Here is a 25,099-nt window from a genome sequence, read left to right on the forward strand (position 1 = left end):
ATGTCGATCACTGTTCTTGACACCTACGCCGCCATGCGGCGAATCCTGCTGTCCCCGGTCGCGGACCGCGTTGACCTGCTGCGTTCGATGCTGGAGGCCAACAAGGGTATGTACCGCTACCACCCCGGCGAGCTTGACCTGGTAGCCGTACACCTCCAATCGTCCGGGTTCCCCATCGACCGCGACGAGGAACGTTGCCTGGCGGCGCTCGAAACCCTGGCGGCGGCCGGGGCCTGGGAGCGGATGCAACGCGCGCTCGACAACGCTCTCGCCGTACTGCTGGAGGCGACGCCGGGGCTGGAGGCCCCGGACATCACCGTGCTGTTCGTCCTCGGCGATCCGGGTGACGAACACTTCATGGGTCCCTGCCTAGGATTGACTGGGTTCGGCGGCATCTCGGGCAACATCGCCATCACGTGCTGGCCCTTCCCCGAGAACGTGGAGCGACTTGAGGCCACCGCCGTGCACGAACTGCACCACAACCTGCGGTGGAGCCCGGGCGGGGTCGTGTGGGACCCGATGACCGTCACGGTCGGCGAGCACATCGTCGGTGAGGGCCTGGCCGACGCCTTCGCCCGTCAGCTCTACGGCGACGAGCTCGGCCCCGCCCGCATCGGCGTGCCGCACCTGCACGACGACGAGGTCTTCGCCAAGGTGCTCACCGGACTCGACGTGACAGGCATGCACAACTTCACCGCCTGGGTGCACGGCGACCCCGGCGCCGAGCACCTCGGCGTCACCCCGGTGGGACTGCCGATGGGCGCCGGGTACGCCGCCGGCAACCGGCTGGTCGACACCTACCTGGCGGCGACCGGGCGGACGGCGGCGCAGGCCCTGCACGCCGACAGCTCGGAGATCATCGCGACCACGCTGCGCCGCGGGTGACACTGGGACGATGGAGTGGACGATCCAGGAGCTCGCGGCGAGGGCCGGCATCACCAGCCGCACCCTGCGTCACTACGACCGCGTCGGGCTCCTGTCGCCGTCCCGGGTCGGCGCGAACGGCTACCGCTACTACGACTCGGGCGCGGTCGCCCGGCTACAGCGGATCCTGCTCATGCGCCGGCTCGGCATGGGCTTGCCGGCCATCGCCAAGGTCCTGGCGGACGAGGTGGACACGTGCGACGGGCTCCGCGGCCACATCGCCGCGCTGGAGGAGGAACGGGACCGCATCGAACGCCAGATCCGCTCGGTGCGTCACACGCTGGAGGCCCTACAGGCGGGGGCGGAACCGCGGATGGACGTCATGCTGGCGGGGTTCAACGACCACTACAAGGACGAGGTGATCTCACGCTGGGGCGAGCGCGCGTTCCAAGTGAGCAACGACTGGTGGCACGGCAAGACCCTCGACCAGCAGCGGGCCTGGAAGCAGGACACCGAGGACCTCGTCGCCGCATGGGTCGCCGCGGCGAAGGCCGGGCTTTCCCCGGCATCGGAACACGCTCAGTCGCTGGCCGCCCGGCACGTCCGGTGGCTGAGCCAGATCCCGGGTACCCCCACGGCCGACGGCGACCGGGAGCGCTCGATCGAGATGGTGAAGGGCCTGGGGGACATGTACGTCGACGACCCCCGCTTCACCGGCATGTACGACGACGCCGCGGGGGCGGCGTTCGTCCGCGACGCACTGCACACGTACGCCCGGACCCGGATGTAGCTCGTGCGGTCCGCGGACCGCGACAGCAGGCGGTTCGTGGAAACGCCACGGCCTGAACGCCTCGTCACCTGCGGGGCCGTACCCGCACATCGGATGACGATCAACGATCACCGTCCCGCAGGGCGTCCTGGTCGCGGTCGCCGTCTCCGTCGTCGAGATGCTTGCCCACTTCATGGTCGCCCGGGCGGCGGATATCCTGCCGTCGATCGTGGCGCGGGCGAGCTAACCGATCTGTGCGTGGCTGGTGTACGAAGTCGTTGATCGAGCGGAGGTTGAGCTGCCTGCCGACGTTGTGACCGGGTTCGTTGGCGGTGGCCTCCTTGGGTGCGTGACCGTCGAAGGCGATTTCCAGACGCCAGCCGTCACGCCGCAGGATGACCGTAGGGCCGGAGGATCGCGGAACGGTCTGCACATCCCAGCCGAGTCGGTTTGCCCGGTGGGTGAGCGCGTGTGGATTCACCGATTCGTACTCCTTATTCGAACGGGGTCCAGCGGAGTTGACCTACGGGCTGTCACGGGGACTGATGCGATGGGTGGGCGGTTGGTCGATCCCTTCTATCGAGAGGACGGTCGAAAGTCCGGTTTCGGTTCCATGGCGAGCTTTGCTGGGCGGATCCTGTTGCCGCATCACCGCGTTGGACCGCCGCCGTAACCCCTGGATCGGGCCCCGCTCGGCCACGGATCGGTGAGGTCTCCACGCGCCATGGCGATGGCCACCCCCCTGAACCCCCCTCGCCTGCCTCCCAGGGGCAGGCGCAGCCGGCCCAAGCCCCGCCTGGACGCAGACGATCCCTAAAGGGTCGGCCATGAATGGTGCTCGGCGTGCGTCGTCCGCGACGCGGATCCCCGCCTGAGGTTAGACAGGGAAACAGCGCCCTACCTGGGGCGATGTGGAGCGACGGAGTCGGGGGCGAGATGGATTCCGCTGTGATGGTGCCCACCGGATTGCAGGAGGCCGTCGAGGCCCGCGTGGTGGAGCGTAGCGAGGAGCGCCGCCGGAGGATCGAGCTCCTCCAGGAGCCGGGCGGGATCGCCATGGCCGACGACCCGGCGCGGATCGCGACCCGGATCGACCGGCTCAGCCGCTATCACCCGGATGTGCGTCCGGTCAGCCCGGCGGCCATCGCCGCGCACGAGCCGGCGGCGATGGCGGCGGCCGGCGCGATCCTGGAACGGATCATCCAGACCAACGACCTGCTCGGCGTGGCGTACCTGGAGGGCGGCGTCGCCGCCGCACGGGCGGTGGGCCGGATCACGATCCGCGACCGGCGGGGACGGCTCGCGGGGTACGGCACCGGCTCGCTCGTGTCGCCGGAGCTGCTGCTGACCAACCATCACGTCCTGAGCGACGCCGGCACCGCCGAGCCCAGCATCGTCGAATTCGACTACCAGGACGGTATCGACGGCCGCCCGCGCCCGCTACGGGACCTGCCGCTGGACCCGGGCCGCTTCTTCCTCGCCGACGAAGGGCTGGACATCGCACTCGTGGCCGTCAAGGCGAGCCCGGCGCAGCTGGCGTCGTTCGGGTTCAACCCGCTGGTGCAGGCGGAGGGCAAGGCGATCGTCGGGGACTTCGTGACGATCATCCAGCACCCACGGGGCGAGAAGAAGCAGATCGCCCTGCGAGAGAACCGGATCGTCGACGTCAAGGACCTGTTCCTGCACTACGAGAGCGACACCGATCCGGGCTCCTCCGGTTCCCCTGTCTTCAACGACCAGTGGGAGATCGTCGCCTTGCATCATGCGAGCGTGGCGGCACCCGGGCATGCGGAGCTCGGCGGCATCGTCAACGAAGGGATCAGGGTGAGCCGGCTGCTCGCCTTCCTCCGCGACCAGCGGCTCCCCTCCGCACAGCAGGCCCTGCTCGACAGGGTGTTCGCCGAACAGATCAGGCTGACCGGCACCACGCCCAGGGAGCCGCGCCCGCCGCTTGACGGGGCGGCGAGTGACGGGGCGGCGAGTGACGGGGCGGCGAGTGACGGGGTGGCGCGTCCGACGCCCGCTGGAACGGCGCGGCCCGGCCATGACGGGTGGACGCCCGATGGGTGGACGCCTGACGGACCGGTGCCCGCCGGAACGACGTCTGAGGGAACGCCGGCTGAGGGAACGCCGTCTGAGGGAACGGTGCGGCCGCCCTCCGATGGGACGGCGCGGACCCTGGCGGTCACGGCGCCGTTCGACCTGTACATCCGGTGCGAGGCGGCCGATCCCGGCAGACAGTCGCCGACGCAGGAGGCCGTCTCCATCGATCCCGATTACTCCACCCGCCGGGGCTACGACCCGGCCTTCCTCGCCGGGGGCCATCGCGTCCCGCTGCCCGCCCTGCATCCCGACCTGGTGCCGCTGGCGGCGGTCAACCGCTCTCCTTCACCCGCCGCCGGCCCTCCGTACGTGCTGCCCTACCACCACTTCAGTGTGGTGTTGAACAAGCGGCGGCGGCTGGCGTTCTTCACGGCGGTCAACATCGACGGCAACGCCAGTGTCCGGCTGCGCAGGGAGCCCGACCGCTGGACTTTCGACCCGCGGGTTCCTGACGAACACCAGGCCGGTGAGGAGATCTACCGCGCCAACCCGCTCGACCGCGGTCACCTGGTCCGCCGCCTGGACCCCGCGTGGGGCCCCTCTCGCGGGGTCGCCAAGCTGGGCAACGACGACACCTTCCACTTCACCAACTGCGCCCCGCAGCACGCGGACTTCAACCAGAACCAGACCACCTGGGCCGGGCTGGAGGACTACATCCTGGAGAACGCCGACAACCGGGACCTCACGGTGAGTGTCTTCACGGGGCCGGTCCTGGCGGACGACGACGATCCGTACCGGGGGGTTCAGCTCCCCCGCCAGTTCTGGAAGGTCGTCGTCATGGTGAAGCGGACCGGCGAGTTGTCCGCGACCGGATATCTGCTCAGCCAGGAACGGCTCATCAACGGCCTGGAGGTCGTGCCCGAGGACTTCTCGTACGGCGAGTACAAGACCTTCCAGGTGCCGGTGCGGCGAATCGAGGGCCTCACCCGGCTGTCGTTCGGTGACCTCGCCGCGGCGGATCCCTTCGACCGCATGGAGGCGGCCACCACCGCGAAGGAGATCTCCGACCCACGTCGGATCCAGCTGTGAGCCTGTCCGGCGGCAACCTCGAGGTGTCAGCGCGGCTTGCCCCACGTCGGGTACGGCAGCGCGAATCGCAGCCACACGGTGACCGTGGTGTTCCTGACCACCTGGTCACCCGGTTGAGGGTGCTGACGAGCCACGATGCCCTGCGTGGGAGGTGACTCGGGATCGATGTGTCGAGCGTCCAGATCGACGTGGGCACGCGAGGCATCGAGCCGGGCGTCGTCGATCGCCATGCCGGTGAGGTCGGGGGTGATGGTCATGTGGCGTGGCAGCGGCCAGAAGGGCGGCTGCGGTGAGCGTGCCATGTCGAAGTCGCCGAAGTAGGGGTCGGCCCAGGGGCGGTAGCTCGGGCCGGCCTCCCAGTGAGGGCGCAGCTCACCACTCGCGGTGACGACTTCGCGTATCACCGGTTCGGCGCCGTTCGCCACACGCGTGGCGTCTGCCGCGCACATCGGCACGGGCCGGGTGACCCCTCCCGGTGGGGTCCACGGCACATCGCTCGTGGACATGCCGTGGCGCGGGTCGAAGAAGCAGGCCGGTCGTCGCTCGGGAAGCGGGTTTCCGGTACGGCGCGCGTCCAGGAGCGCCAGCGTGAACCTGCCCTCCATCAGGCATTCGGTCACGGCGCTCACATCCTCCAGGCGCACCACCCGCGCGACCGTTCTCTTCGCGGTCTCGTAGCTGTCGAGAGCCTTGATCATGTCCGCTCTCATGTCCTCGTCGGCTTCGGGTTCCCCGGGTGGGAAGTCCAGCTGATCGAGTTCCTCGCCGAAGCTGGTGATGTCCTCCTCCACGGCGGCGAGTACCCGCTCCAGCTCTGCCCGGCGGGAGAGAATGCGGGACCTTCTTCGCAGGAATCCAGTGGCCGGCAAGGCAAGCACAGCCAGGGCGAGCGCGACGGCAATTCCCACTTCGGGATTCATCCGGCCTCCGGGCATCGTTGCCGATGCCGACCAGGCTTCCCGGCTCACCCGCTGTCCACGGTAGTTCATGAGCACCGGTGTGTCCCACTATCGTCGTACTGGATCCGTACAAGATCGACGGCAACAGCGCCAGGGATACGGCCGTGAGGATGGCCGGCGGCGCGCCCGTACAGACAAGGAAACCGTATGACCACCACCGCGCTCATCGTCGGAGACCTGCAGGCGGGCATCGTGGACAACTATCCCTTCGCTGCCGGCGTGCTCCCCGTCGTGGAAAAGGTGCTCCCCGCGGCCCGAGCCTCCGGAATCCCGGTGATCTTCATCCGTTTCGGGCTCCGGGCCTCAGGCCTCGATGTGGCCGCGGGAAACCGGTTGATCAGCGGCCTGCACGGGGCGGGGACGCTGTTTCACGAAGAATCCCCCGAGACGCTCGTGCACCCGCGCATCGCGCCGCTGCCGGGCGAGGCCGTCGTCCTCAAGCGCCGCGCCAGCGCCTTCGCGGCGACCGACCTCGATCGGCTCCTGCGCGCCCAGCACATCGACTCGATCGTGCTGACCGGTGTCGCGACCGGCGCGATGATCGCCGCTACCCTCTACGACGCCTCCGACCGCGACTACCACGTGACGGTGCTCAGCGACGCCTGCGCCGACGCGGAACCGGACGTGCACGACTTCCTGATCAACCGCGTCTTCCCGGCCAGGGGTGCTGACGTCCTCACCGGCCACGAGTGGACCGCCCGCCTGTGACCGGCCCTCGGCCGTGGGAGCGCCGGACACCCTGCTGTACTACAGCGGCGACTACACCGACGCCGCTTCCTCCGTACTGCACCCCACGACGAGGACCTGGCCAAGGAGACGAGCGTCGACACGGCCTGGCTCGCCCCGCTCCACGACCTGGTGAGGCGGCGGCTGAGGCGGGCCACGGCGATCACAGCATCTCGGCCCTCACCGAGGTGCTCAGGCAGCCGACACCGCGGCGATGACGGGACCGACCGTCCAGCCGGCCGGACTGCCGCAGCCCCTGGCCAGGCCGCGGGTGCGGGCGACGATGGCCGTGACCCCGCCTCAGCGTTTGAGGACCTGGAGAGGATCGCTCTGCACCAGGCCGGCGTCCGGCTGGAGGACGACGTAGACCATCAGCGCGACCGCGACCACCTGCGGCAGCACCCCGCTCAGGCGCGCCGGCCAGCCGACGAACCCGTAGAGGGCGGCGAGATCGTTCCTGGTGGTCGTGGGCCGGCGTTCGAGCCGGCGCACGGTCTTGACGTCGATCGCGATGGCGGCCATGGACAGCACACCCCAGACGAGCAGCGAGCGTTGCACCGTCCAGACGGCGGGGTCCTGGCCGATCAGCCGCGACACCAGCTGGTGCCCGAGCGCGGCGACGACATAGCTCACGGCGATCGGCAGGACCTTGATCGCGCCGGCCCGGCCGGGCAGATGCCGCCACAGCAGGCCGAGCAGCAGGCCGGGAACGGACCAGAAGAGAATCTCGTGGAGGACCAGCGCGGGCACGCGCAGCCCACCGAGGGGCTGCCCGCCGGCGACGCTCCAGTACGGCGTGCTGAGCTCGGCGTACAGGAACCAGATCGCGGGAACGCAGCCCAGCGCGCCCGTGATGGCGGCGGCGAAACGGGCCGTCCGCCAGGGGTCGAGGTGGGGCCCGTACGCGAAGGCCAGGCGTACGTAGTCGATGTCGTCCGTCGCGGGCTCGTCCCGCTCATCCTGCTCCGCGCGGGAGGAACGATAACGCCTGCGGGCCTCGTCGAGCAGCGCGGCGTGCTTCTGTACCGCCGAGCCGGGCAGCCGTTCCACGGCGGCGCGAACCGCCGGCCGGTTCAGCGGCGCCCATGACCGGCTGCAGGCCAGCGCGAGCCAGAGCACGAGCCCGGCCGCGACCACGGACAGGGGCAACGAGGTCCCCAGCAGGCTGTCGGTCCAGTCGAACGTGGCCGCCGCGAAGACCCAGATGACCAGCGCGAGGTCGCGCCCGGCCGCGAGCGGGCCGTGCACCGCGGTTCTGGCGTGCAGTTGCGCGATCACGGCGAGGATGGTGACAGCGGCGAGCAGGTCGGTGAGTGTCAGCGCCAGGTCCCAGCTGTACCAGGTGACGCCGGTCACGAGCTCGTCGAAGGGCTGCACCTTGTCGTGGAGCCAGTTCGAGTACGGAACACGCTGTGCGTGATGGTTGACGAAGACCGCGATCGCCGCGGTCGCGATCGCGAGCCCGCCGAGCACCACCCAGCGGCGGACCCGCCCCACCTGTTCGTCCAAGGGGCGATCGCGCATCACGTGGAGAAGCTGGAGCACGGTCATGACGACGGTCAGGGTGACGATGTAGGCGTTCAGCAGGATTCCGGACTCGTCGGCGACAAAGGGACCGAGGACCATCAGCACGATTCCCCACAGGGGGATGCGGAACGCGCCGATCCTGGCCACCACAACGATCATGGACGTCCAGAAGAGCACGTCGAGCAGGATGTACAGCTGCCTCCAAGGCTCCGTGTCGAGGATCCCCCCGGTGTCCAGCGCGTCGTAGAGGACCATGTCGGCGACGACGGCGAGCGACACCACGACCTGCAGCAGGAGGATGCGGTACGCCCGGCGGGAGGTGGCCGCCAGGTACCGCCGGCTGTCGGAGCCGGCCGACCGTCGCGGGTGCTCGGCCCGCCAGGGCTCCTCCGCGCGCGCCCGCCGGACCGCCACCAGGGCCCAGGCCAGCACGGCGGCATAGGACAGGTGTTCCATGGCGAAGGCCCACGTGCTGCCCGGGACCTCCGCCATGGCCACCACCGCGCGGGCCTGCAGGTCAGGCGTCAGGGTGAGGACCGGCTGCTCCCGTAACGCCGTCTTGTCCGTCCAGGTCAGGACGCCGGCCCGGGCCGTGTCCGGGGTGAGTCCCGGGTCGGAGGTCCAACCGGCAGGCAGGTGTACGTCGATCCGCTCCCAGGTCGCCCGGTCCAGCGCCTTGGGGGCGGCGAGAGTGAGGCTCCACACCGCGGGTGTGAGGTCCGTACGCCAGGGGCCGACCGCGGTGGCCGTGCCGGCGTTGTTGGCGGAGGTCTCCACCTCGTCCGCGACCGTCACGGTCGAGTCGCCGATCTCCACCGTGGGAAGGTGCCGCCGCTCCTCCCACTCGCTGCCGGACTCGCCGGCGGGGCCGAACAGGCAGCGCATGGCGTGCCGGTATCCGGCCGATTCGGGATGGGCGAGCAGGTCGCCGGTCCACGGCCAGCTCACCGGTATCGAGACGGTGAACCGGCTGCGGATCGACGGGATGTCCACGTGGTCGGCCACGACCGCCAGCCTGGCCGTCATCCTCGCGTCCGCCAGGACGTCCGCGCGGCAGCCGGCGGCCGTGGCCGGGTGGTTCACGCCGGTGTCGACGATCGCCATCACCGCCCCGGTCAGAGCGAGCGCGGAGAGCAGGAGGGACGCCAGAAGGGCCTTCTCCCCCGGTTTCCACGGGCGCCGGTCCGATCTCCGGATCCGGGTCGGACGGGCGGCGAGGCGGGTCCGTGCCGGGAACGGACCCGAACGCAGGCGGCGCAGCATGAGGCACATGCTGACGGCGAAGAGGTGCGGCGCGGACCCGTCGATCACGAATGATTCGGAATCGTATCCCGGCGGTCACCATGGCTCCCGCCCTCACCACGGTGCGAGCCCCGGGACGATCACGGTTCGCAGTGAGCGAACCCGCAAAGGTCAGGAGCGGCCGACCGTCGCCCTCACCCGCAGCTCGACGGAAGCGTCCTGGCACTGACAGGTCTCTGGGTGCTCAATGGGCTGATATTCGGGAAACGTCGCCTGCCTCTCCCCGATCTCCCGCCCGGACTGGTCACGTACGACGGCTTTGACTGTCACGCGTGAATAGTCCTGGAGCTTTCCCGGCAGTGAGACGCCGAAGGCCGGAACCGCAGCAGAGGGCGCGCCGGTGCCGGTGGGCACCACCCAGGCGCCTTCCTGGCATGGCCCCCGTCCGTCGCACAGCTCGTAGGTCCGCCCCGCCGCCAGGATCGCCTGGTCCGCGATGAGTTGCACCCTGTTTCCAGGGCACGGCCCGCACAGCACGGGGCTGCCGCGGCCGGCGAGCAGCATGGCGCCCACCGCGGTCATCGTGAGCAGCGGCAAAGCGTTCGGGGGCGGCGCGGCGACCACGGTCTCCTCCTTGCGGCGAACGAAGCTCACCGGCGGGCAACTCCCCCGAATCCTCCCTCTCTTGGCGTCAAAGCACATCACATCCGGAGCCGCCGCGCTGTGCGCAGGAGCACCAGGCCAGCGGGTAGATGTGCGCAGAACGATCGAAGGCCAGGGGCGATGGTGGGGGAGGCCGGATTCCGTGCTCGCCGAAGGCCGGGGGGGCACCCGCGATCCCGCAGCAGCCAGACGCATCTGGGCGGCCGTACTCCTCCTCCTCGCGCTGATCGCCACCGTCATGGCGGCCCCGGCCGGCGCGGCACCCTCACATCCCCCAGCCCGAAGGACGAACACATGATGTACCGGCTTCGCGCCGACGCGCCGCCGCGGCATCCAGCCGCCGTGGCGCAGCCGCGCACGCTGGTGACGGACCCGGCAGGCCTCTTCACCGAACTCGCCCGGCTGAACCTCCCGTACGGCGACTACGTGGTGTGCGGTTCCGCCGTCCTGTACGTACGCAATCTGCGGACCTGCATGGGCGACCTGGACGTGCTGGCCCGCGGCGCCGCGTGGGGCATCGCGCTCGCCCTCGGGGTCACGCCCAGGGCGGCCCCGTCCGGCCACGGGCAGGTGATCAACCACCCGGCGTTCGCCATCGAGTTCGTCGACCGCTGGACGCCCGGATGGTCGACGCACCGCCTCATCGAGACCGCCGATCTGATCGACGGGATCCCGTTCATGCGGCTGGGCGACGTCCTCGCGTGGAAGGCATCCGCTCGCCGGCCCAAGGACCTGCCGGACATCTCCGCCATCGACAACCTGCGGCGGCTGTGGAGCGAACCTCTGACCGGGCCGGTATCCGGCCGGCCGCTCCAGGGCCGGCCGAGCTTGGCGGTCCCGGCATGACGGCGCACCGTCACCGCTGACCGAACCCAGTCCCCCTCTTGATCTCACCCGGCGCGTTCGTCACCTGCCATCAGTAGTGGATTGACGGAATTGCGCCTTGCGATGGCCGCAGCGACACTACACTTCTCTTTGTATGCGATCGATAACTATGAGCAATCTTCGGTCGTGTGGCAGCGCGTGTTGCGTGCGCAGCTGCCCGTGCCGCCCAGACCTTGCGACACGCACCTCGAGCAAACAGCCGAGCCCGCTGGTGGGGAGACCAAGGGGCCGGTGACGGAGGCGGATCCGCAGGCCATCGACGTGCGGGCGGGACGCCGGAGGGGGCGTCTCGTCCGGTCCCCTCACGGAGAGGGCGGAGCGGCGCGGTGGGTGGCGTGACGATTGAGGACGGCCGGCGACCGGGCACGCTGGTGGTGTCCGGGGAACTGGACATCGTCGGCAAGCCGGCGCTGTGCACGGCGGTGCGCCGGGCGCTGCGGGAGCGGCGGGCCGATGTGGTGCTGGATGTGGCCGGGGTGTCGTTCATCGACGCGCAAGGGCTGTCGGCCCTGGTGGTGAGCCGGCTCATGGCCGTACGGGCGGGAGGGCGGTTGCGGCTGGTGGCGGTGCCGGTGCTCATGGCCCGGCTGCTGCGGCTGACCGGGCTGGATCGCGTCCTGCTGTGACTTTCGCGGTTCGCCGCCGGACCGGAGCCGGTCGCCCACCCGCGAAAGTCCTCACAGTCCTGGCGCGGCGAGCACGGCACTGATCGCCGCGCTCAGCAGCAAGGTCGCGCCCATGATCGGCCCGGCCGATCGGCTGGTCGGCGTGGTGGCGCCGCGCAGGCTTCGTGCCGCCACGCCGAGCGCGACCAGTTGCACGAGACCGACGACCGCCACACCGAGGTCCTCCAGCAACAGCGCCAGGGGCAGGAAATGCGCCGCCACGACCAGCGCGACCCACCACGCCATCCACCGGGACGCCCCGCGCCTGGCCAGCACGAGGCACCCGGCTCCCGCGGCGACGACCTCTGCCGCGACCAGGACGCCGAACCAGGCGTACTTCCCCTCCAGCGCGCTCGGCTGGCCCCAGTTCGCGGCGGTCAGCACCCCGTAAGCCACCGCGAACCCGACGCCCAGCACCGACCCCGCGCCCAGCCAGATCCTCCAGCGCCGATCCGGGTCCTCCTGAGCCCAGCCGAACCACACGAAGGCCATCAGTCCGAACCACGCCGTCGTGAAGCACTGGTCGCGTAAGAACCCTGTCAGCATCAGCACTCATTTCCCGTGGGCGAGCCGCCGGAGGGCGGAGCGGAGCGTTCACGTCTGGCGAAACGCATGCCACACCCTAGCGATCTCTCCCATGAGCGCGTGACGGCGCCGCCTACCGCGTGTCTCCGCCGCTCTTCCTGGCGGATCTCGCGATGTGCCGCTCGGCCCAATAGACGACGTGATCGGCTACTCGCTCCCATTGGGGGGCGCCGAGGGAGAAGTGCGGCATGCGGGCGAACTCCTGGTAGTCGGTGACCGCACGGGACTTGCGATAGCGCTGGTAGGTCTCCCGTACGAGCGTGACGGGGACGGTGTGGTCGGCGCCGCCGGCGATCAGGAGCAGCGGGGCGCGGGTGTCGTTGTGCACGTTCACCCTGGTGGCGGGGTGCCGTCGCAGGTTGGCGGTGGCGGCCTGGAACAGCGGCCGGCCGGGGGCGGGCACGTGGTAACGCTGGTAGATCGCCTCCGACTCCTGCGCGGTCAGCGTGTTGGTGAACGCGTAATGGAACCGTTTGGCGCTCAGCGCCACGGTCCTGGAGCGGTTGCCGGGGTTGGACAGGACCGGGAAGGCCGAACGCAGGCTGCTGATCGGCAGCCGCCACACGCCCTGGATCGGGGCGGGGTGGATCGCCACGCCGGCGACGCCGAGGCCGCGGTCCAGCAGGATCTGCGTGATCAGGCCGCCGAAGGAGTGGCCGACGATGATGGGCGGCCGGGTCTGCTCGCGGACGATCTTCTCGTAGAAGTCGGCCACTTCGGTGACGCCCAGGCCGTTCATGACCTCCGGGTTCTTGCGCAGGGCTTCGACCTCGATCTCCATGCCGGGCCAGGCCGGGGCGGACACCTGGTGGCCGAGCCCGGTGTAGCGCTCGATCCAGTGTTCCCAGGCGCGCGGGGTCAGCCACAACCCATGGATGAGGACGATGGGGGGCTTGGTCTCTGTGTTGTCGGTCATGGGGCTCTCCTGCAAGGTCATTGGTCAGGCTGCCGGCAGCCGTGGAGGTCGCCGGGTGCCGGCCACCTTCAGGGGATGGGGGTTGGCTGCCACGAGTGCCTCCGAGATCCGTGTCGTCGCCTCCAGCGGACAGCAGTACGCGGCCCGAGGAAACGGGCAATACACGCGAGGCTCATCTCCTCAGCTGATAACCGGAGGAGACCGACATCACCCCGTCACGGGGTACGATAAGGAAACCGAGGACTCTTCGAGCGTTGGCACTCAGGTCGGCGTCGCCCGCGGCGAACCACCACCGGCCCTTCGACGGGCCCGGACAGGTCAGGCGAGCATGACGTCGACGCTTCTTCCTCAACCGGCACCGCTCGGCTCCCCGTCGTCGTCTGTCCCGCAGGTTGATTCCGCGGCACGGCTCACCCTCCACCCGCTGCCGAACCACCGGTCCGTGGTGGACGGAGCCTGGTGGCCCCGCTCCTCCGACGCGGCGGCCGAACTGCCCGGCCTCATCGCCGCCGCCGACCGGCTGCTCGATCGGGTCACGCTCCGCATCGGCGTCCATGGGGATGCGTGGCAGAACATCCCGCCCCGCGTTCCGGCCCGCGGGCGGCAGGTCCGCATCGGCTGGTTCCGCTACACCGACCCGCGCGTGATCACTCTCAGCTTCGCCTCGGGCGATCCGGTCGTCTTGCTGGTCATCCCGCCGGGCACGCCAGCCGGGGCCGCCGAGGCGACGCTCCGGCTCTCCGCCCAGGACATCGCCGGCCTGGCGCTCGACGGCATCCTCGACAGGGTGAACGAGGGCCGGACGGCCACCTCGACCGGCGAACGGTCAGCACCCGTGTGACCCCACGTACCGCCTGCCGGCCGGATTGAGCGGCTCAGGGCACCGCCGGTAATGGCGGCGGGCCGATCTCCGGCCGGCAGGCTTCCCATCCGTTCCAGTTTCTCCAACGAGGAGACGCCCATGACCGTCATCGACACCGCCTCGCTCGGTCAGGGCAGGTTGGAGAGATGAAATCAGCGCCAAGGGGTAGGGGGCATTCCCCCTGTCAGCTCCTCACTACGGCGCGGTGAGCCATTTTCTGTGACACGACCCCGGCGCGCGATCACGGCCGGATCCCGCCGACGTACCGGGTGCGGCCATGAACGCCGCGCGCCGCTGGGCCGGCCGGATGGCGGCAGGCTGGGAGCGTGCGAGGAGCCGGCACGGCTGGCTCGATCACACGGTCCGCGCGCTGATCCGCTACGACAAGGCCGACGCCGGCCGGCTGTCGGCCGCGCTCACCTACTACGCCTTCTTCGCCACTTTCGCCCTGGCCCTGCTGGGATTCGCCATCCTCAGCCGCATCCTGGACTATCCGCCGGCGCTGACCGAGATGCAGCGCTACCTGAGCGACACCTTCCCGCGCCTGGACGTGCAGGCGTTACGCAACGCCGGAGGCACGGCCGGGCTGGTGGCCTGCGTGGTGCTGCCGCTGACGGGCCTGTTCTGGATGGACACGCTGCGCTCGGCGACCAGGGCGATCTGGCGGCTCGAGGAGTATCCGGGCAACTTCTTCCTGCGCCAGGTCATCGACCTGGGCATCGTGGCCGGGCTCGGGGTGCTGCTCTCCCTGTCGCTCACCGTCGCCTTCGCCGCCGAGTGGGTGCTGACCTGGCTCGCCGTGAGCACCGTGGGTGTGGACGCCACCCCGGCCCGGGGGGTGCTGTCGGTGACGGCGTTCGTGCTGGGACTGGCCGTCAACACCTTGCTGGCCATGGCGCTGCTGACCGCGCCACCACGGCTGCACCTGCCGCTACGGCGGTTGATCGCGCCGGCGCTCGTCATCACGATCGGCCTGGAGATCCTCAAGACGCTCGGCCAGGCCCTGCTCAACCTCACCGCCGCCAACCCCGCCTACCAGGTCGTCGCCGGGGCGGTGGCGATGCTGCTCTTCCTCAAGGTGCTCAACCAGCTCATCCTGTTCGCCACCGCGCTGGCGGCCACCAGCGCCACCGGGGACGTCACCGACCTGGCCACGCGGTCAGACCGATCGGGACCCGCGTAGGCGGGCCGCGCCGTCCATACCGAGGTCAGACGGTGGGGCCCAGCCCGGCGATGCGCTGCTCGCGCACGTCCTGCAACGCCCGCAGGTAGCCGATCTCCAAGGCGCGGCAGATCAGGTTGTTCATCTCGGCGGAGCCGTCGAGTCGCCCCCAGCTGGAGAACTCGTTGGACACCGCCTCGTCGGCCACCCGCTCGTCGCCGGCGTCACCGGGACGTGGCCCGTCGTAACGGATCCGGCCGATGAACTCGCTCCATTCCTCCAGCTCGGCGCGCGCGTCATCGTCGTCGTTGCTCATACTGGCCATCGTGACCCATGATCACTCTCTTCGCGAGCCATCCGGCGTACTCGGCGATGCTGCGCTCTTTGATGAGCCGCTGCCAGGACCGCCGCCGAAGCGGTGTCCGCCCCTTCATTGGAGACAGCTTCTTGGGAGGGAGGCCCCGGCATCGTGCAGGGTGATGCCGGGGCGCGACGTCGTAGGTCGGCGCCAGTCGGGTCGCTGGGGGGACCACCGCGTGAGGTCGGGGGGAGTGCCCACGTAGCGGGCACTCCCCCGTGATCTCCTACGCGGTGTCCAGACCGGAGTGAGCGGCGGGCTCCCGGCTCGGGACGGCTGTGCCGCCGGGGTCGGCTCCTGGGTCGGCTCCTGGGTCGGCTCCGCCGAGATCGAGACGGAAGGGCGGGTACCGGTCGGTCATCAGGGCCGCGTAGCCGGCGACCCGCAGCCCCCAGCGGTTCAGACCGAGGATGAGATCGAACAGTGGCCGGGGGTACCGGCCGGTGACGGCGAGTGCGACCCCGGCGATCAGGACGAGCAGTGCGACCAGACCGCCGCCGCCCCAGCTCCATATCTCGCCGCCGGCCTGCCGGCTCAACCACGCGCTGCCGCTGAACAGGATCCCGACGACCAGGAGGTGCGGGACGGCCAGGAGCCACTTCACCAGAACGAGACCGCGGTGCAGCCGCGCCGGGTACTCGACGCGCAGTCCGGCCGGGTATCCGGGGATCTCCCGCAGCGCGAACGGCGGGTAGCGGTCGGTGCCGAGCACGTTGTAGGCGTAATAGCCCGCTCGCCAGCTCCAGCGGAGAACACCGACGTTGAAGTCGAAGATCGGCCGCGGATACCGGCCGGTGATCACGATCGCGACCAGCGCGATCAGGGTGAGCAGGCAGAAGGCGATCCACAGCGGGATCAGAATCAGCACGTGCGGAACGATCAGCAGCCATTTCACCAGCCATAACCAGCGGGACAGAGAAACGTCCTGCTGGGCGTGCACCCGGATCGGGTACGGCCGGACCGCGGGTGTGGGGGCTCGCGTGGCGAACGGGGTTGTCGAGCTCATGGTCGGTTCCTCTCTTGTCAGAGAGCCGGAGGAAGGCGGGGGTCGCACATGAGCGCCCAGCTACGGGCGTCCCTGGTCGCGCCGAGGGACCGGGTAGTGTCCGTCTTCGTCGGAAGTCGGTGACCGCCGGGAACGGCGCCGCGGCGCAGGCTCAGGTTACGGCGGGTCGCGCGGGCTCGAGATCGGTGAGGCGGCCACCCTCGTTCTCCCAGGAGGCCGAGCCGTCGCGGCCGGGTGTGCCCTCGTCCGCGGCACCGGGCTGGAGGATGTCAGCGGGACGGACACCGACCGTGCCTGCGGCGGCGAGCGTGAGCGCGGCCATGGCCTGGACGTTCGCGGTGCCGGGGGGAATGACCAGCAAGGTGATGGGCGCGGTCCCCGCGACGCTCAGGGTGATCAGGTGTGGGTCGGCGCTGAGGAACCAGCCCACCCTGACCTGGCGGCCGCGGGCCGGGATGCGGGCCGGGATGTTGTCCCATGCGTCCCGATACAGGCCCACACGCAGAACGGCCCTGCCAAGCCGCTCGTCGACGGCCGAGATGAGGGCGGGCAGTTCGCCGGCGGTGTCGCGGCTGCGGGGCCACCACGCCCCGTCGACCGTGCCTCTCCGGTCAAGGAGGGCGTTCAGGCTGAGCCTGAGCGCGGAATGAGCCGGGGGGACGGCAGCGGTAATGGGGTTCGACGGTGTGCGGAATGTTGTTGTTGTCATCATCGCTGCCTGGCCTGTCAAGCCCGAATCATGGGCCGGAAGTGGTCTATCGCCGCGGGCGACGCCAACTGAATGCCAACGCACGAAATGTCCTCGGTATTTTCATTGTACCTCTTTTCGCGAGAAAAGGAACGACATCAAGTCGTTATCGGTGAAATCAGCACGGTTATCGATCGTGGTGATAACAAGGTCGGCGATTACTTGTTTCCTGCTCCCGGTCCGGAGAGCATCCTTGGGACAGCTCGGAGCCCTGCATATTGCCGTTTCGAGCGATGAGCAAATAGCCGGTCCAAATATGGAGGAGCCATGAATCGTGTCATTGTCGTGGGAGCCGACGGGTCGGAAGCCGCGACCGCAGCCGTCGAATGGGCGGCCGACGCCGCCGCACGCGCGGCCACCCGGCTCCGCATCGTGCACGTCGTGGACCGCTCGCCGTACGAGATCGCCAAGTTCTCCACCCCGGACCAAGGTGATGCCATCGCGCTCAGCGCGCAGAGCGTTCTGAGCGAGGCAGAGGAGGTCGCGCGCAAGCGACAGCCCGGCCTCGACGTCGCCGGCGAGCTCCATGAGGGTGCCGCCGCCGCGGTGCTGCGTGGTCAAGCCGGCAACTCCGCCGAGATCGTGATCGGCGCCAGAGGCCTTGGTGGCTTCCCCGGAGCCGTGCTGGGCTCGGTGAGCACCCACGTGGCCGGGCACGCGCACGGTCCCGTGGTCGTCGTCCGCGCGGCTCCCGACGTCGCCCATGGGGAGGTCGTCATCGGGCTGGACGACTATCACGCCGGTGAACCGGCCCTCGCGTACGCTTTCGAGCAGGCGATGCTCCGCGCGAGCAGGCTGCGCGCCGTGTACGCGTGGCAACCGCCGCCCCACGCCCACATCCCCGAAAGCGCCCATGACCTGGACGAGATCCACGCCGCCCAGTGTCGGACCGCTGCCGGCATCCTCCTGGGATGGCGGCAGCGATATCCGCAGGTCCAGGTGATCGAGGACGTCCGGCGCGCCCACCCGGTCGACGCCCTCGCCCGCGCCTCCGAGAAGGCGGATCTGGTCGTCGTGGGCTCCCAGGGCCGAGGAGCGATCGGCACCGTGATGCTCGGATCCGTCACCCTCGGCGTCCTGCACCACGCGCGCAGCTCCGTCGTGGTGGTACGGCCATGACGGCGCCCTGGCCGGAGACCTGAGCCCCGGCCGGCGGCCGGCAGAGCAGGTCAGCCGGCAGGATCGCTGCTGACCAGCGGCTCGGGCGGCGCCGGCGATACGTCGGACCGGGCTACCGGGCCGAACACGAGCTTGTCAGATGGCGGCGGCAGCCTGCTCTTGCCTTCGTTGCCGGGCCTCGGCACGGGCACGAGCGGGAGCGGCGGCAGGTCAGCGGTTTCGTGGTGGTGTTCGTGTTCGTCGTCGTTGTGCAGGTTCATGTCGTGTCACCTTTTCGCGAGACGGTCCGGGGGTCTCCCTGGAGCGTCGGCTGGTCGTAGCGGGTGCCCTCGGCGAGCTGAGGGTGGTGTTCGCCGGTGTCGTCGAGAAGGTCCTGGAACAGGACGTGGTAGTGCACCATGGCCTGTCGCAGGTCCTCGGTGGAGACACTGCCTTGGGCGGCGCGGGCGCTGATCTCGTGGGCCTGCCGGTAGCGGTGCAGCGTCCGGCCGTGCACCACCGGCCATTCCGGTTCCCGGTTGACGAGGTCCTCGGTGGGATATCCCCGTTCGGTCATGGTGGCCGTGACCAGCCGGTGAGCCGCGCTCATTGCCGGGCCCGGCGCGATGGCGAACTGCTTCTGGATCGTTGTCCAGCGTTCGATGCAGGCCTGCCGTGACTCGGAGGTGAGCGGCTTGATGTCGAGGGTGGCGATTCGCCCTGGCCGGGCTCGTGGATCCTGCTCGGCCCCGCTGCGGTCGTCTGCTTCGTTCGGCACGGCCTGGTTTCGGCGGGTGACGTGCCGGAGAATGCGTTCCCAGCGCTGCTGCACCATGACGAAACCGATGGCCGCGACCAGGATCGCCACCACAGCGACCGCGACGATTGTGGTCATCGAGGGCATGTCTGTCTCCACGAGTTGCATGAGGATCCGGTCAACCGTCTCTCCCGGCTGGTCAGGGCGGGCGACTACCGGGAGGTCCGTGGCCGCGAGCTCGCCTGGCGGCGTGGCCTACCGGCTCTTTCCGATTCGGGCGTGGCCGGTGGTCGATGGCATCCTGCCGGCTGCGGGCGGTCGACTGGCTCCAGCGTGACCCGGTGCGGAGCAAGGCCAGCAACAATCCGAGAGCACCGCCGAGCATCAGGACGATCCCCGCGCCACGCAGTGCGAATCCGCCCACCGACCCGTCGTCCGGCGCGAAGGTGAGGATGGCGCCGAAGGCGATGACCGCGATGGCTCCGGCGATGACCATCACGCGAGCTTTCCGCCACAGCCGGGGCGCGAGCTTCGCAGGGCGCTCGGCGGGCTCATCGGCGGCCTGCCCGGCGATTCGAGCGTCTGCCGGTGATCAGGTGGTGGCCGGGCGGCACGACTGCCGGCATTCCGGCCACGGCACCGGCGACCGGTCCGAGGATGTTCCAGGCGATGATGTCCATGGCCGTACTCCTCTGGCGGTGCATCGATGGCTGCACGGGATCGGTCTTCCGGACCGGTCGAAGCAGGGGGCCGCGGTCCGGCAGGCTCACGCCGAGTGCTCGTTCCAGCCGCTGGATCTGCCGGCAGAGCGGCTGCCAGGCTCGCTACCGTGGCGGAGTGGGAACGTCCTTGCTCGCGACCTGGCGACGCTGGTTACCGGTCGCGCGGCCGAAGCGCCGCCTGACCCAGCCCTTGAGGGCCTGTACCTTGTTGTCGATCTCCCATCGCAAGCTCATCGCGCTTTCCTTTCACCGCGCAGCTCGGTCATCCGGCCCGGGCGTGGATCTCGTTGATCCGTACACGTCCATGAGCCATGAGCCTGCGGATTCGCCGCGGATACGCGGCGTAGAGCCCCAGTGTGCTTCCCGGCCGACGATGCGGAAACGAGCAATCACGGTCGCGGTTATCACTGGAATCGATGAGCATTCTCGTACGCGGGACGCGGCACAGGACTGGGGCGGTGGCCTCGCCCGGCCGATCACCACGACAACGCGACACCGGTGGGCGGCCATGAAGGCGGCGAAGCCGCAGGCTGCATCGATCAGTCTCCTGCCGGGGCGCGGGCGGGTGGTGGCGGGCCGGCGCGGCGGCGCTGGGTGCGCTCGTGGTCGGGCCAGTGCACGTCGCTCACCCAGCCGGCCCGCTCGAACAGGCGGATCATGGCGGCGGACGGGTCGACCTGGCCGCGATCCACACCGTGCCGGGCGCAGCTGGGCTCGCTGTGGTGGCCGTTGTGCCAGCTCTCGCCGAAGGACAGCAGGGCCAGCGGCCACACGTTGGTCGAGCGGTCGTGGCGCCGGGTCTTGAAGGGCCTGTCGCCGATGACGTGGCAGAGCGAGTTGACGCTCCAGGTGACGTGCTGGAGCAGCGCGATGCGGATCAGCCCGGCCCACAGGAAGGCGGTCAGGCCGCCGTACAGGGTGCCGGAGAACGCCCACCCGGCCAGGAACGGCAGCGCCAGCGACAGCGCGCACAACGCGGGGAAGGCCCGGGCGACGCGCCGCATGGCCGGCTCCGCCAGCAGGTCCGGGGCGTACCCGTCGGCCGGGGTCCGGTCGTCGGCGAACAGCCAGCCCAGATGGGCGTGGGCAAGCCCCCGAAGCTGCCCGCGCAGGTCGGTGCCGTCCGGGTGGGGGGAGTGCGGATCGCCCGGCCGGTCGGTGAACGCGTGATGGCGGCGGTGCACGGCCACCCAGTCGATCACGTTCCCCTGGAAGCCCATCGACCCGGCGACCGCCAGCGTCACGCGCAACCACGGCCGCGCGGTGAAGGAGGCATGGGTGAGCAGCCGATGGAACCCGACCGTCACCCCCAGGCCGGTCACCACGTACAGGATCGCCGCCAGCAAGAGGTCGGTGAACGTGACTCCCTGCCCCCATGCCAGGAAGATCGCGACGCCGAGCGCGATGAACGGCAGGACCACGATCGCGGCCGTCAGCCCCACCTGGGCCCTGCCGGCAGGAACGTGCTCTTCCGCCCCGGGGAAGGGCGACGTGCCGTCGTAGTACTGGCGGCGTTCCGCCGCCTGCTCGGAAATGGTCACATGGCTTCTTTCGTCTCGTCTACACGGTCCGGCGGTGCACGTAGCACCAGCGCCAGGTCGACCTCGGTCCCAGGGTGGCGACCACCGGGTGGTCGGTCTCCTGGTAGTGGGCGCGGGCGTGGCCGCCGCGCGAATCGTCGGAACAGGCCACCCACCCGCAGGTCAGGCACACCAGTAGCCGCATCCAGGTCTGTCCGAGGGCCAGGCATTGCTTGCATTCGGGCAGTCCGTACACCACAGCCGAGAACTGGTCGACGTGATCGCAGCGTGGGGCCTGACCGTTCAGGCCCGAGCGGTCGGTGGCGTCTGTTCCTTGTATGTCCAGGGTCATGACGACCCCCTCACGGTGACAGCGACGCAAGCTGCGCCGTCTGGTCACCGACCAGTCAAGGTGACCCGCGAGCGGACGGAAACACGCAATCCCAGCTAAGCTCATCAGCTACCGCGATAGCGAGCCTGCAGCACGTTCCCGATATGCCGTGGAATTCGACGCCGAACGCGCCACGGAAGCCGAGTCGGTCTTTGACCGTCCGCATGGCATGCCGTTCGAGGCGCGTAGAGCCGGGCATTCGGGAACGCCGCGTCCGCGCCGCTTTCGCACCGGGTCCGGGCCATCTTCTGAGACGGCCGCAGCCCGTCACTCCTCCCTTCTGGCGAGCGCCTGCTCGGCCTCGGTGCTGAGCAAGCGGGCGGCGGCGGCCACCTCGGCGAGCTGATCGGGCGTCATCGCATCCAGGCAGGCGGCGAGCCGCTGCCGGTCATCGCGGCACGCCATGCTCACCGCGCGCCGAATGGCGAGCGTGCGCGCGGCGATGCCAATCTCCTTCAAGACCTCGGCCAGTGCCTGAACCACGTCGGCGTTCGGGTCCGGCGGCCGCGAAGGTCGGGCATTCAACGTCGTTCACCTTGCCGTCCTCGATCCCACGACACACGCCATGAGGGGCAGCCGTCGAACCGGCCCGGTCGCCATGCCGGCGTCCACGGGGTGTTCACACCTGGTGATAAGCAGGACACAGATTGCCGCCTTCCGTCTGGTCGACCCTCTTGGACGATCACATCACGGCACCCGACTGCTCTGCTCACGACGGCCACAGCGATCGTGTTCATGGCCGCCTCCCCCTTGGCCGCGTCGTCCCCTGCCACCCGACCGCAGGAGACAGCATGACCACCGCGACGATCTCACACCAGAACGAATTCCGACCGGCTCCCGCACATCACGCCGCTCGTCGAGCTCGCGGGCCCGCGGATCGAGGGCGATCCGCGGGCCCGCCACATCCCGGCGACCGCGGTGGCCGACCACACCCGAAAGGCGTTTTCGCGAAAGTCCAAACTCTTGTCGGCTACGGGACTCCAGTCGGCGATGGAGGGAAGTTGACCTCCGAAGCAGACGAATTTGGTCCCTTTCGGGAGGCAGAGTGAGAGATCGTGATGGCGGGCGGTCCATCCTGGTGGGCTACGACGAATCACCGGGAAGCGAGCAGGCGTTGCGATGGGCGGCCGAGGAGGCGCAGCTAAGGGACTGTCCGGTACTGGTCTGCCACGCGTGGCAGTGGCCATACCCCTTGCGCCCCATCAGCGAGGAGATACTGGCGCAGGTCGAGCACGTCGCCACCACCGTGGTGCAGAACGGGGCCGACCACGTACGCGAATATCGGACCGGCATCAAGGTCCGGCCGCTCCTGACCAAGGGCCCGGTCTCGGCGGTGTTGCTGGAGGCCGCGCACGAGGCCGAACTCGTGGTGCTGGGCTCCCGGGGGGTGGGCGGATTCGAGGACCTGAGGGTGGGGTCGGCGGCCGTGCAGGTGCCCGCGCACAGTGCCCGGCCGGTGGTGGTCGTCCGCCCCGCGGCCGAGCCGGCGGACCACTACGGCGCCCGGATCGTTGTCGGCGTCGACGGCTCCCCCGCGAGTCAGGAGGCCTTCGGCTTCGCCCTGCGCGAGGCAACCTTGCGTGGCGGCACGGTGACGGCCGTCTGCGCTTGGTGGGATCCCGGTGCCCTGCCCGGGCCTGACCGGCTCCCCTTCGTGGACGCCGCGGCGGTGCGGGCCGGAGCGGAGACCCGCTTCCAGCAGGTGGTGTCGGCGCTGACCGCTCAGTACCCGGACGTGCCGGTGACCACCGAATTCGTGGCCGAGCGGCCCCCGCGCGCGATCGTCGAAGCCGCCAGGGGCGCGACGTTGCTCGTACTGGGGCGCAGCGGGCTCGGCTCCGGAAAACGCACCCTGCTGGGGGCCGTCACGCAGGCTGCCCTGTCCGAGGTTCACTGCCCGGTGGCCGTGACCCCGCCACCGGACTGACGACCACGGTCACGGGTCAAACCGGTACGTCGCCGCATACCAGCCGCGGGCCGACCGGCGACGGCGCGACGACCCGGATCGGCCGCATCGCCTGCGGCCTGTCCCGCATCGCCGCGGGCGGGATCGGATCGGGGCCCGGAATGCCGCCGACGGCGCCCTGGGCGAGCGGCGGATCGAGGATGGGTGAGGGGCGGACAGAAACGACGGACTTGCGCCTACCGTGCATCAGCAACCTTCATGCACTCCACGCGATCGGTACGCGATCGCAGATGAAGGACCACCGGGGGACGGGGCAGCCCATTGGCCTCCGCCACCTTTGCCCTCAAATTTCCCCATCATGCCAAGCCGGTCCGCCACCACCGATCTCGTCCCCGGGAGCGGCCGGACCTCTGGTGATCAGTTGTGGTGATGGCGCCTTGCGAAATCGGCTGTTTCCGTCCGGCCCCCCGTGGCGTTGGCTCGGGACGGACGAGCGTCGGAAGGAGTGAGGGTGCCCATGTCGCGGCAGATGAGGGTGGCGCTGCTGGGACCGGTCGCCTGGCGTACGCCTCCGCACCACTACGGCCCGTGGGAGCAGGTCACGAGCCTGCTCGCCGAGGGGCTCACCGCCGCCGGGATCGATGTGACGCTGTTCGCCACGCTGGACTCCGTCACTTCCGCATCGCTGGACGGAGTGTGCCCGCGCGGGTACGCCGACGATCCATCGCTCGACGGGCGGGTGTGGGAGGCGATGCATGTCGCGCACGCGTTGAGCCGTTCGGGCGAGTTCGACCTCGTGCACAACCATCTCGACTGGCTGCCCCTGGCCTTCGCCGAGCATTGCCGGGCCCCGTTGCTCACCACCGTTCACGGATTCTCCGGAAGGGGAATCCTGCCGGCCTACGCCCGTGCCGGGTCCGCCTACGTGTCCATCTCGGACGCGGACCGGGCCCCGGAGCTGGACTACGTCGCCACGGTGCACCACGGCATCGATCTCGACGCGTTCCCCTTCGACCCGGTGGGCGGCCGGCGGCTGATCGCGTTCGGCCGCATTCATCCCGACAAGGGCACACACACGGCCATCGAGATCGCCCGGCGGGCCGGCATGCCGCTGACCATCTGCGGGATCGTCCAGGACGAGCGGTACTTCGAGAAGGAGGTCGCTCCGAAGGTCGACGGAGAGCGGGTCAGGTACCTCGGATCGGTGGGACCTGGACGGCGTGGCGAGATCCTCGGCGGCGGGGCCGCCCTGCTGCATCCCATCGCGTTCGACGAGCCCTTCGGCCTGTCGGTGGTCGAGTCGATGGCCTGCGGCACACCCGTCATCGCCTACCGGCGCGGATCCATGGCCGAAGTCGTGGACCACGGAGTGACGGGTTTCCTGGTGGACGGCCTCGACGAGGCGGTCACCGCGCTGGCGCGCATCTCGACGGTCGATCGCGCGGGCTGCCGCGCGCGGGCCGAACGCAGGTTCAGTGCAGATCAGATGGTGGCCAGTTACTTGCGCATCTATCGCGAAATATTAGGACGAAGTTAGCGGCTGATACTGTCAGGTGGACGTAGACCACGCCATCGGCCGAGGGTCGCGACAGCCGGGCCCCCGCATGAGGACGGGCCCCCGGTGAAGGCTCCGGGT

The 25,099-nt window shown here is 69.9% G+C and carries 28 protein-coding genes; 11 read left to right on the forward strand and 17 right to left on the reverse strand.

Features of this window, described 5'->3' with window-relative positions:
- Entirely contained in the window at window positions 1-885 is an 885-nt protein-coding gene (locus ACBJ59_RS00080) for a DUF2268 domain-containing protein (RefSeq protein ID WP_375108092.1), read from the forward strand.
- Window positions 886-895: 10 nt separating this feature from the next.
- On the forward strand, window positions 896-1,654 hold the full coding sequence (locus tag ACBJ59_RS00085) for a MerR family transcriptional regulator (protein ID WP_375108093.1): 759 nt from the start codon (window positions 896-898) through the stop codon (window positions 1,652-1,654).
- Window positions 1,655-1,754: 100 nt separating this feature from the next.
- Here ACBJ59_RS00085 and ACBJ59_RS00090 read toward each other — a convergent pair whose 3' ends face one another.
- Window positions 1,755-2,114: a hypothetical protein gene (locus tag ACBJ59_RS00090; RefSeq protein WP_375108094.1), complete on the reverse strand. Its 360-nt coding sequence runs from the start codon at window positions 2,112-2,114 to the stop codon at window positions 1,755-1,757.
- A 455-nt stretch (window positions 2,115-2,569) separates the two neighbouring features.
- Here ACBJ59_RS00090 and ACBJ59_RS00095 point away from each other — a divergent pair, with 455 nt between their 5' ends.
- Complete coding sequence (locus tag ACBJ59_RS00095) at window positions 2,570-4,765, forward strand: DNA/RNA non-specific endonuclease (protein WP_375108095.1); 2,196 nt, start codon at window positions 2,570-2,572, stop codon at window positions 4,763-4,765.
- Window positions 4,766-4,791: 26 nt separating this feature from the next.
- Here the strand turns inward: ACBJ59_RS00095 and ACBJ59_RS00100 are convergent, their stop codons facing one another.
- A complete protein-coding gene (locus tag ACBJ59_RS00100) occupies window positions 4,792-5,685 on the reverse strand; it encodes a PASTA domain-containing protein (protein ID WP_375108096.1) in 894 nt (297 codons plus the stop codon).
- 186 nt (window positions 5,686-5,871) lie between these two features.
- On the opposite strand from ACBJ59_RS00100, the gene ACBJ59_RS00105 reads away from it, so the two are divergent.
- Window positions 5,872-6,432 carry a cysteine hydrolase family protein gene (locus ACBJ59_RS00105; RefSeq protein ID WP_375108097.1) on the forward strand — a complete coding sequence of 187 codons (561 nt, stop codon included), beginning with the start codon at window positions 5,872-5,874 and terminating at the stop codon, window positions 6,430-6,432.
- 318 nt (window positions 6,433-6,750) lie between these two features.
- Here ACBJ59_RS00105 and ACBJ59_RS00110 read toward each other — a convergent pair whose 3' ends face one another.
- Window positions 6,751-9,288 carry a DUF6185 family protein gene (locus tag ACBJ59_RS00110; RefSeq protein WP_375108098.1) on the reverse strand — a complete coding sequence of 846 codons (2,538 nt, stop codon included), beginning with the start codon at window positions 9,286-9,288 and terminating at the stop codon, window positions 6,751-6,753.
- 102 nt (window positions 9,289-9,390) lie between these two features.
- Window positions 9,391-9,873 (reverse strand): hypothetical protein, encoded by a 483-nt coding sequence (locus ACBJ59_RS00115; protein ID WP_375108099.1) that lies wholly within the window; start codon window positions 9,871-9,873, stop codon window positions 9,391-9,393.
- Between the two features lie 303 nt (window positions 9,874-10,176).
- Between ACBJ59_RS00115 and ACBJ59_RS00120 the strand changes: the two genes are divergently transcribed.
- Together ACBJ59_RS00120 and ACBJ59_RS00125 are read left to right on the forward strand one after the other, a co-directional pair.
- Window positions 10,177-10,728 (forward strand): hypothetical protein, encoded by a 552-nt coding sequence (locus tag ACBJ59_RS00120; RefSeq protein ID WP_375108100.1) that lies wholly within the window; start codon window positions 10,177-10,179, stop codon window positions 10,726-10,728.
- Between the two features lie 374 nt (window positions 10,729-11,102).
- Window positions 11,103-11,393 (forward strand): STAS domain-containing protein, encoded by a 291-nt coding sequence (locus ACBJ59_RS00125; protein WP_364137241.1) that lies wholly within the window; start codon window positions 11,103-11,105, stop codon window positions 11,391-11,393.
- Between the two features lie 51 nt (window positions 11,394-11,444).
- Here ACBJ59_RS00125 and ACBJ59_RS00130 read toward each other — a convergent pair whose 3' ends face one another.
- Both ACBJ59_RS00130 and ACBJ59_RS00135 read right to left on the reverse strand, forming a co-directional pair.
- The gene (locus ACBJ59_RS00130; RefSeq protein ID WP_375108101.1) at window positions 11,445-11,978 is read right to left on the reverse strand and encodes a hypothetical protein; all 534 of its coding nucleotides are present in this window, start codon (window positions 11,976-11,978) and stop codon (window positions 11,445-11,447) included.
- Window positions 11,979-12,090: 112 nt separating this feature from the next.
- Window positions 12,091-12,933 (reverse strand): alpha/beta hydrolase, encoded by an 843-nt coding sequence (locus ACBJ59_RS00135; RefSeq protein WP_375108102.1) that lies wholly within the window; start codon window positions 12,931-12,933, stop codon window positions 12,091-12,093.
- A 328-nt stretch (window positions 12,934-13,261) separates the two neighbouring features.
- On the opposite strand from ACBJ59_RS00135, the gene ACBJ59_RS00140 reads away from it, so the two are divergent.
- Window positions 13,262-13,774: a DUF5994 family protein gene (locus tag ACBJ59_RS00140; RefSeq protein ID WP_375108103.1), complete on the forward strand. Its 513-nt coding sequence runs from the start codon at window positions 13,262-13,264 to the stop codon at window positions 13,772-13,774.
- Between the two features lie 298 nt (window positions 13,775-14,072).
- A complete protein-coding gene (locus ACBJ59_RS00145) occupies window positions 14,073-14,978 on the forward strand; it encodes a YihY/virulence factor BrkB family protein (RefSeq protein ID WP_375108104.1) in 906 nt (301 codons plus the stop codon).
- A gap of 25 nt (window positions 14,979-15,003) precedes the next feature.
- On the opposite strand, the gene ACBJ59_RS00150 is transcribed toward ACBJ59_RS00145, so the two are convergent.
- The 3 genes from ACBJ59_RS00150 to ACBJ59_RS00160 all read right to left on the reverse strand — a co-directional run bounded on the left by ACBJ59_RS00150 (window position 15,004) and on the right by ACBJ59_RS00160 (window position 17,114).
- Window positions 15,004-15,273 carry a hypothetical protein gene (locus ACBJ59_RS00150; RefSeq protein WP_375108105.1) on the reverse strand — a complete coding sequence of 90 codons (270 nt, stop codon included), beginning with the start codon at window positions 15,271-15,273 and terminating at the stop codon, window positions 15,004-15,006.
- Between the two features lie 268 nt (window positions 15,274-15,541).
- A complete protein-coding gene (locus tag ACBJ59_RS00155; RefSeq protein WP_375108106.1) occupies window positions 15,542-16,321 on the reverse strand; it encodes a DUF4389 domain-containing protein in 780 nt (259 codons plus the stop codon).
- Between the two features lie 151 nt (window positions 16,322-16,472).
- The gene (locus ACBJ59_RS00160; protein WP_375108107.1) at window positions 16,473-17,114 is read right to left on the reverse strand and encodes a DUF5994 family protein; all 642 of its coding nucleotides are present in this window, start codon (window positions 17,112-17,114) and stop codon (window positions 16,473-16,475) included.
- Window positions 17,115-17,336: 222 nt separating this feature from the next.
- Here ACBJ59_RS00160 and ACBJ59_RS00165 point away from each other — a divergent pair, with 222 nt between their 5' ends.
- Complete coding sequence (locus ACBJ59_RS00165; RefSeq protein WP_375108108.1) at window positions 17,337-18,188, forward strand: universal stress protein; 852 nt, start codon at window positions 17,337-17,339, stop codon at window positions 18,186-18,188.
- A 50-nt stretch (window positions 18,189-18,238) separates the two neighbouring features.
- Here the strand turns inward: ACBJ59_RS00165 and ACBJ59_RS00170 are convergent, their stop codons facing one another.
- The 8 genes from ACBJ59_RS00170 to ACBJ59_RS00205 form a co-directional block, all read right to left on the reverse strand.
- Window positions 18,239-18,448: a hypothetical protein gene (locus ACBJ59_RS00170; RefSeq protein ID WP_375108109.1), complete on the reverse strand. Its 210-nt coding sequence runs from the start codon at window positions 18,446-18,448 to the stop codon at window positions 18,239-18,241.
- Window positions 18,445-19,062 carry a hypothetical protein gene (locus tag ACBJ59_RS00175; protein WP_375108110.1) on the reverse strand — a complete coding sequence of 206 codons (618 nt, stop codon included), beginning with the start codon at window positions 19,060-19,062 and terminating at the stop codon, window positions 18,445-18,447. Before ACBJ59_RS00175 ends, ACBJ59_RS00170 begins: the two co-directional genes overlap by 4 nt.
- Before the next feature lie 61 nt (window positions 19,063-19,123).
- On the reverse strand, window positions 19,124-19,423 hold the full coding sequence (locus tag ACBJ59_RS00180; protein WP_375108111.1) for a hypothetical protein: 300 nt from the start codon (window positions 19,421-19,423) through the stop codon (window positions 19,124-19,126).
- 52 nt (window positions 19,424-19,475) lie between these two features.
- Window positions 19,476-19,604, reverse strand: coding sequence for a hypothetical protein (locus ACBJ59_RS00185; RefSeq protein WP_375108112.1), 129 nt, complete (start codon window positions 19,602-19,604; stop codon window positions 19,476-19,478).
- Between the two features lie 144 nt (window positions 19,605-19,748).
- Window positions 19,749-19,880, reverse strand: a complete 132-nt coding sequence (locus ACBJ59_RS00190) for a hypothetical protein (protein WP_375108113.1) — start codon at window positions 19,878-19,880, stop codon at window positions 19,749-19,751.
- Between the two features lie 305 nt (window positions 19,881-20,185).
- The gene (locus ACBJ59_RS00195; RefSeq protein ID WP_375108114.1) at window positions 20,186-21,187 is read right to left on the reverse strand and encodes an acyl-CoA desaturase; all 1,002 of its coding nucleotides are present in this window, start codon (window positions 21,185-21,187) and stop codon (window positions 20,186-20,188) included.
- A gap of 19 nt (window positions 21,188-21,206) precedes the next feature.
- The gene (locus ACBJ59_RS00200) at window positions 21,207-21,518 is read right to left on the reverse strand and encodes a UBP-type zinc finger domain-containing protein (protein ID WP_375108115.1); all 312 of its coding nucleotides are present in this window, start codon (window positions 21,516-21,518) and stop codon (window positions 21,207-21,209) included.
- 306 nt (window positions 21,519-21,824) lie between these two features.
- On the reverse strand, window positions 21,825-22,082 hold the full coding sequence (locus ACBJ59_RS00205; RefSeq protein WP_375108116.1) for a hypothetical protein: 258 nt from the start codon (window positions 22,080-22,082) through the stop codon (window positions 21,825-21,827).
- A 520-nt stretch (window positions 22,083-22,602) separates the two neighbouring features.
- Between ACBJ59_RS00205 and ACBJ59_RS00210 the strand changes: the two genes are divergently transcribed.
- Both ACBJ59_RS00210 and ACBJ59_RS00215 read left to right on the forward strand, forming a co-directional pair.
- Window positions 22,603-23,484: a universal stress protein gene (locus ACBJ59_RS00210; protein ID WP_375108117.1), complete on the forward strand. Its 882-nt coding sequence runs from the start codon at window positions 22,603-22,605 to the stop codon at window positions 23,482-23,484.
- Between the two features lie 496 nt (window positions 23,485-23,980).
- Window positions 23,981-25,000 (forward strand): glycosyltransferase family 4 protein, encoded by a 1,020-nt coding sequence (locus ACBJ59_RS00215; protein ID WP_375108118.1) that lies wholly within the window; start codon window positions 23,981-23,983, stop codon window positions 24,998-25,000.
- Window positions 25,001-25,099: the final 99 nt, after the last annotated feature.

This window comes from Nonomuraea sp. MTCD27, from assembly GCF_041950495.1.
Classification (GTDB): Bacteria; Actinomycetota; Actinomycetes; order Streptosporangiales; family Streptosporangiaceae; genus Nonomuraea.

What these genes read in the sequence shown, in the direction of transcription:
- ACBJ59_RS00215 (WP_375108118.1), top strand. Translation starts at nt 23,981, where the DNA reads ATGTCGCGGCAGATGAGGGTGGCGCTGCTGGGACCGGTCGCCTGGCGT.
- ACBJ59_RS00085 (WP_375108093.1), top strand. Translation starts at nt 896, where the DNA reads ATGGAGTGGACGATCCAGGAGCTCGCGGCGAGGGCCGGCATCACCAGC.
- ACBJ59_RS00165 (WP_375108108.1), top strand. Translation starts at nt 17,337, where the DNA reads ATGAATCGTGTCATTGTCGTGGGAGCCGACGGGTCGGAAGCCGCGACC.
- ACBJ59_RS00080 (WP_375108092.1), top strand. Translation starts at nt 1, where the DNA reads ATGTCGATCACTGTTCTTGACACCTACGCCGCCATGCGGCGAATCCTG.
- ACBJ59_RS00145 (WP_375108104.1), top strand. Translation starts at nt 14,073, where the DNA reads ATGAACGCCGCGCGCCGCTGGGCCGGCCGGATGGCGGCAGGCTGGGAG.
- ACBJ59_RS00190 (WP_375108113.1), bottom strand. Translation starts at nt 19,880, where the DNA reads ATGAGCTTGCGATGGGAGATCGACAACAAGGTACAGGCCCTCAAGGGC.
- ACBJ59_RS00130 (WP_375108101.1), bottom strand. Translation starts at nt 11,978, where the DNA reads ATGCTGACAGGGTTCTTACGCGACCAGTGCTTCACGACGGCGTGGTTC.
- ACBJ59_RS00140 (WP_375108103.1), top strand. Translation starts at nt 13,262, where the DNA reads ATGACGTCGACGCTTCTTCCTCAACCGGCACCGCTCGGCTCCCCGTCG.
- ACBJ59_RS00095 (WP_375108095.1), top strand. Translation starts at nt 2,570, where the DNA reads ATGGATTCCGCTGTGATGGTGCCCACCGGATTGCAGGAGGCCGTCGAG.
- ACBJ59_RS00135 (WP_375108102.1), bottom strand. Translation starts at nt 12,933, where the DNA reads ATGACCGACAACACAGAGACCAAGCCCCCCATCGTCCTCATCCATGGG.
- ACBJ59_RS00175 (WP_375108110.1), bottom strand. Translation starts at nt 19,062, where the DNA reads ATGACCACAATCGTCGCGGTCGCTGTGGTGGCGATCCTGGTCGCGGCC.
- ACBJ59_RS00105 (WP_375108097.1), top strand. Translation starts at nt 5,872, where the DNA reads ATGACCACCACCGCGCTCATCGTCGGAGACCTGCAGGCGGGCATCGTG.
- ACBJ59_RS00100 (WP_375108096.1), bottom strand. Translation starts at nt 5,685, where the DNA reads ATGAATCCCGAAGTGGGAATTGCCGTCGCGCTCGCCCTGGCTGTGCTT.
- ACBJ59_RS00200 (WP_375108115.1), bottom strand. Translation starts at nt 21,518, where the DNA reads ATGACCCTGGACATACAAGGAACAGACGCCACCGACCGCTCGGGCCTG.
- ACBJ59_RS00155 (WP_375108106.1), bottom strand. Translation starts at nt 16,321, where the DNA reads ATGAGCTCGACAACCCCGTTCGCCACGCGAGCCCCCACACCCGCGGTC.
- ACBJ59_RS00170 (WP_375108109.1), bottom strand. Translation starts at nt 18,448, where the DNA reads ATGAACCTGCACAACGACGACGAACACGAACACCACCACGAAACCGCT.
- ACBJ59_RS00185 (WP_375108112.1), bottom strand. Translation starts at nt 19,604, where the DNA reads ATGGACATCATCGCCTGGAACATCCTCGGACCGGTCGCCGGTGCCGTG.
- ACBJ59_RS00150 (WP_375108105.1), bottom strand. Translation starts at nt 15,273, where the DNA reads ATGAGCAACGACGACGATGACGCGCGCGCCGAGCTGGAGGAATGGAGC.
- ACBJ59_RS00120 (WP_375108100.1), top strand. Translation starts at nt 10,177, where the DNA reads ATGATGTACCGGCTTCGCGCCGACGCGCCGCCGCGGCATCCAGCCGCC.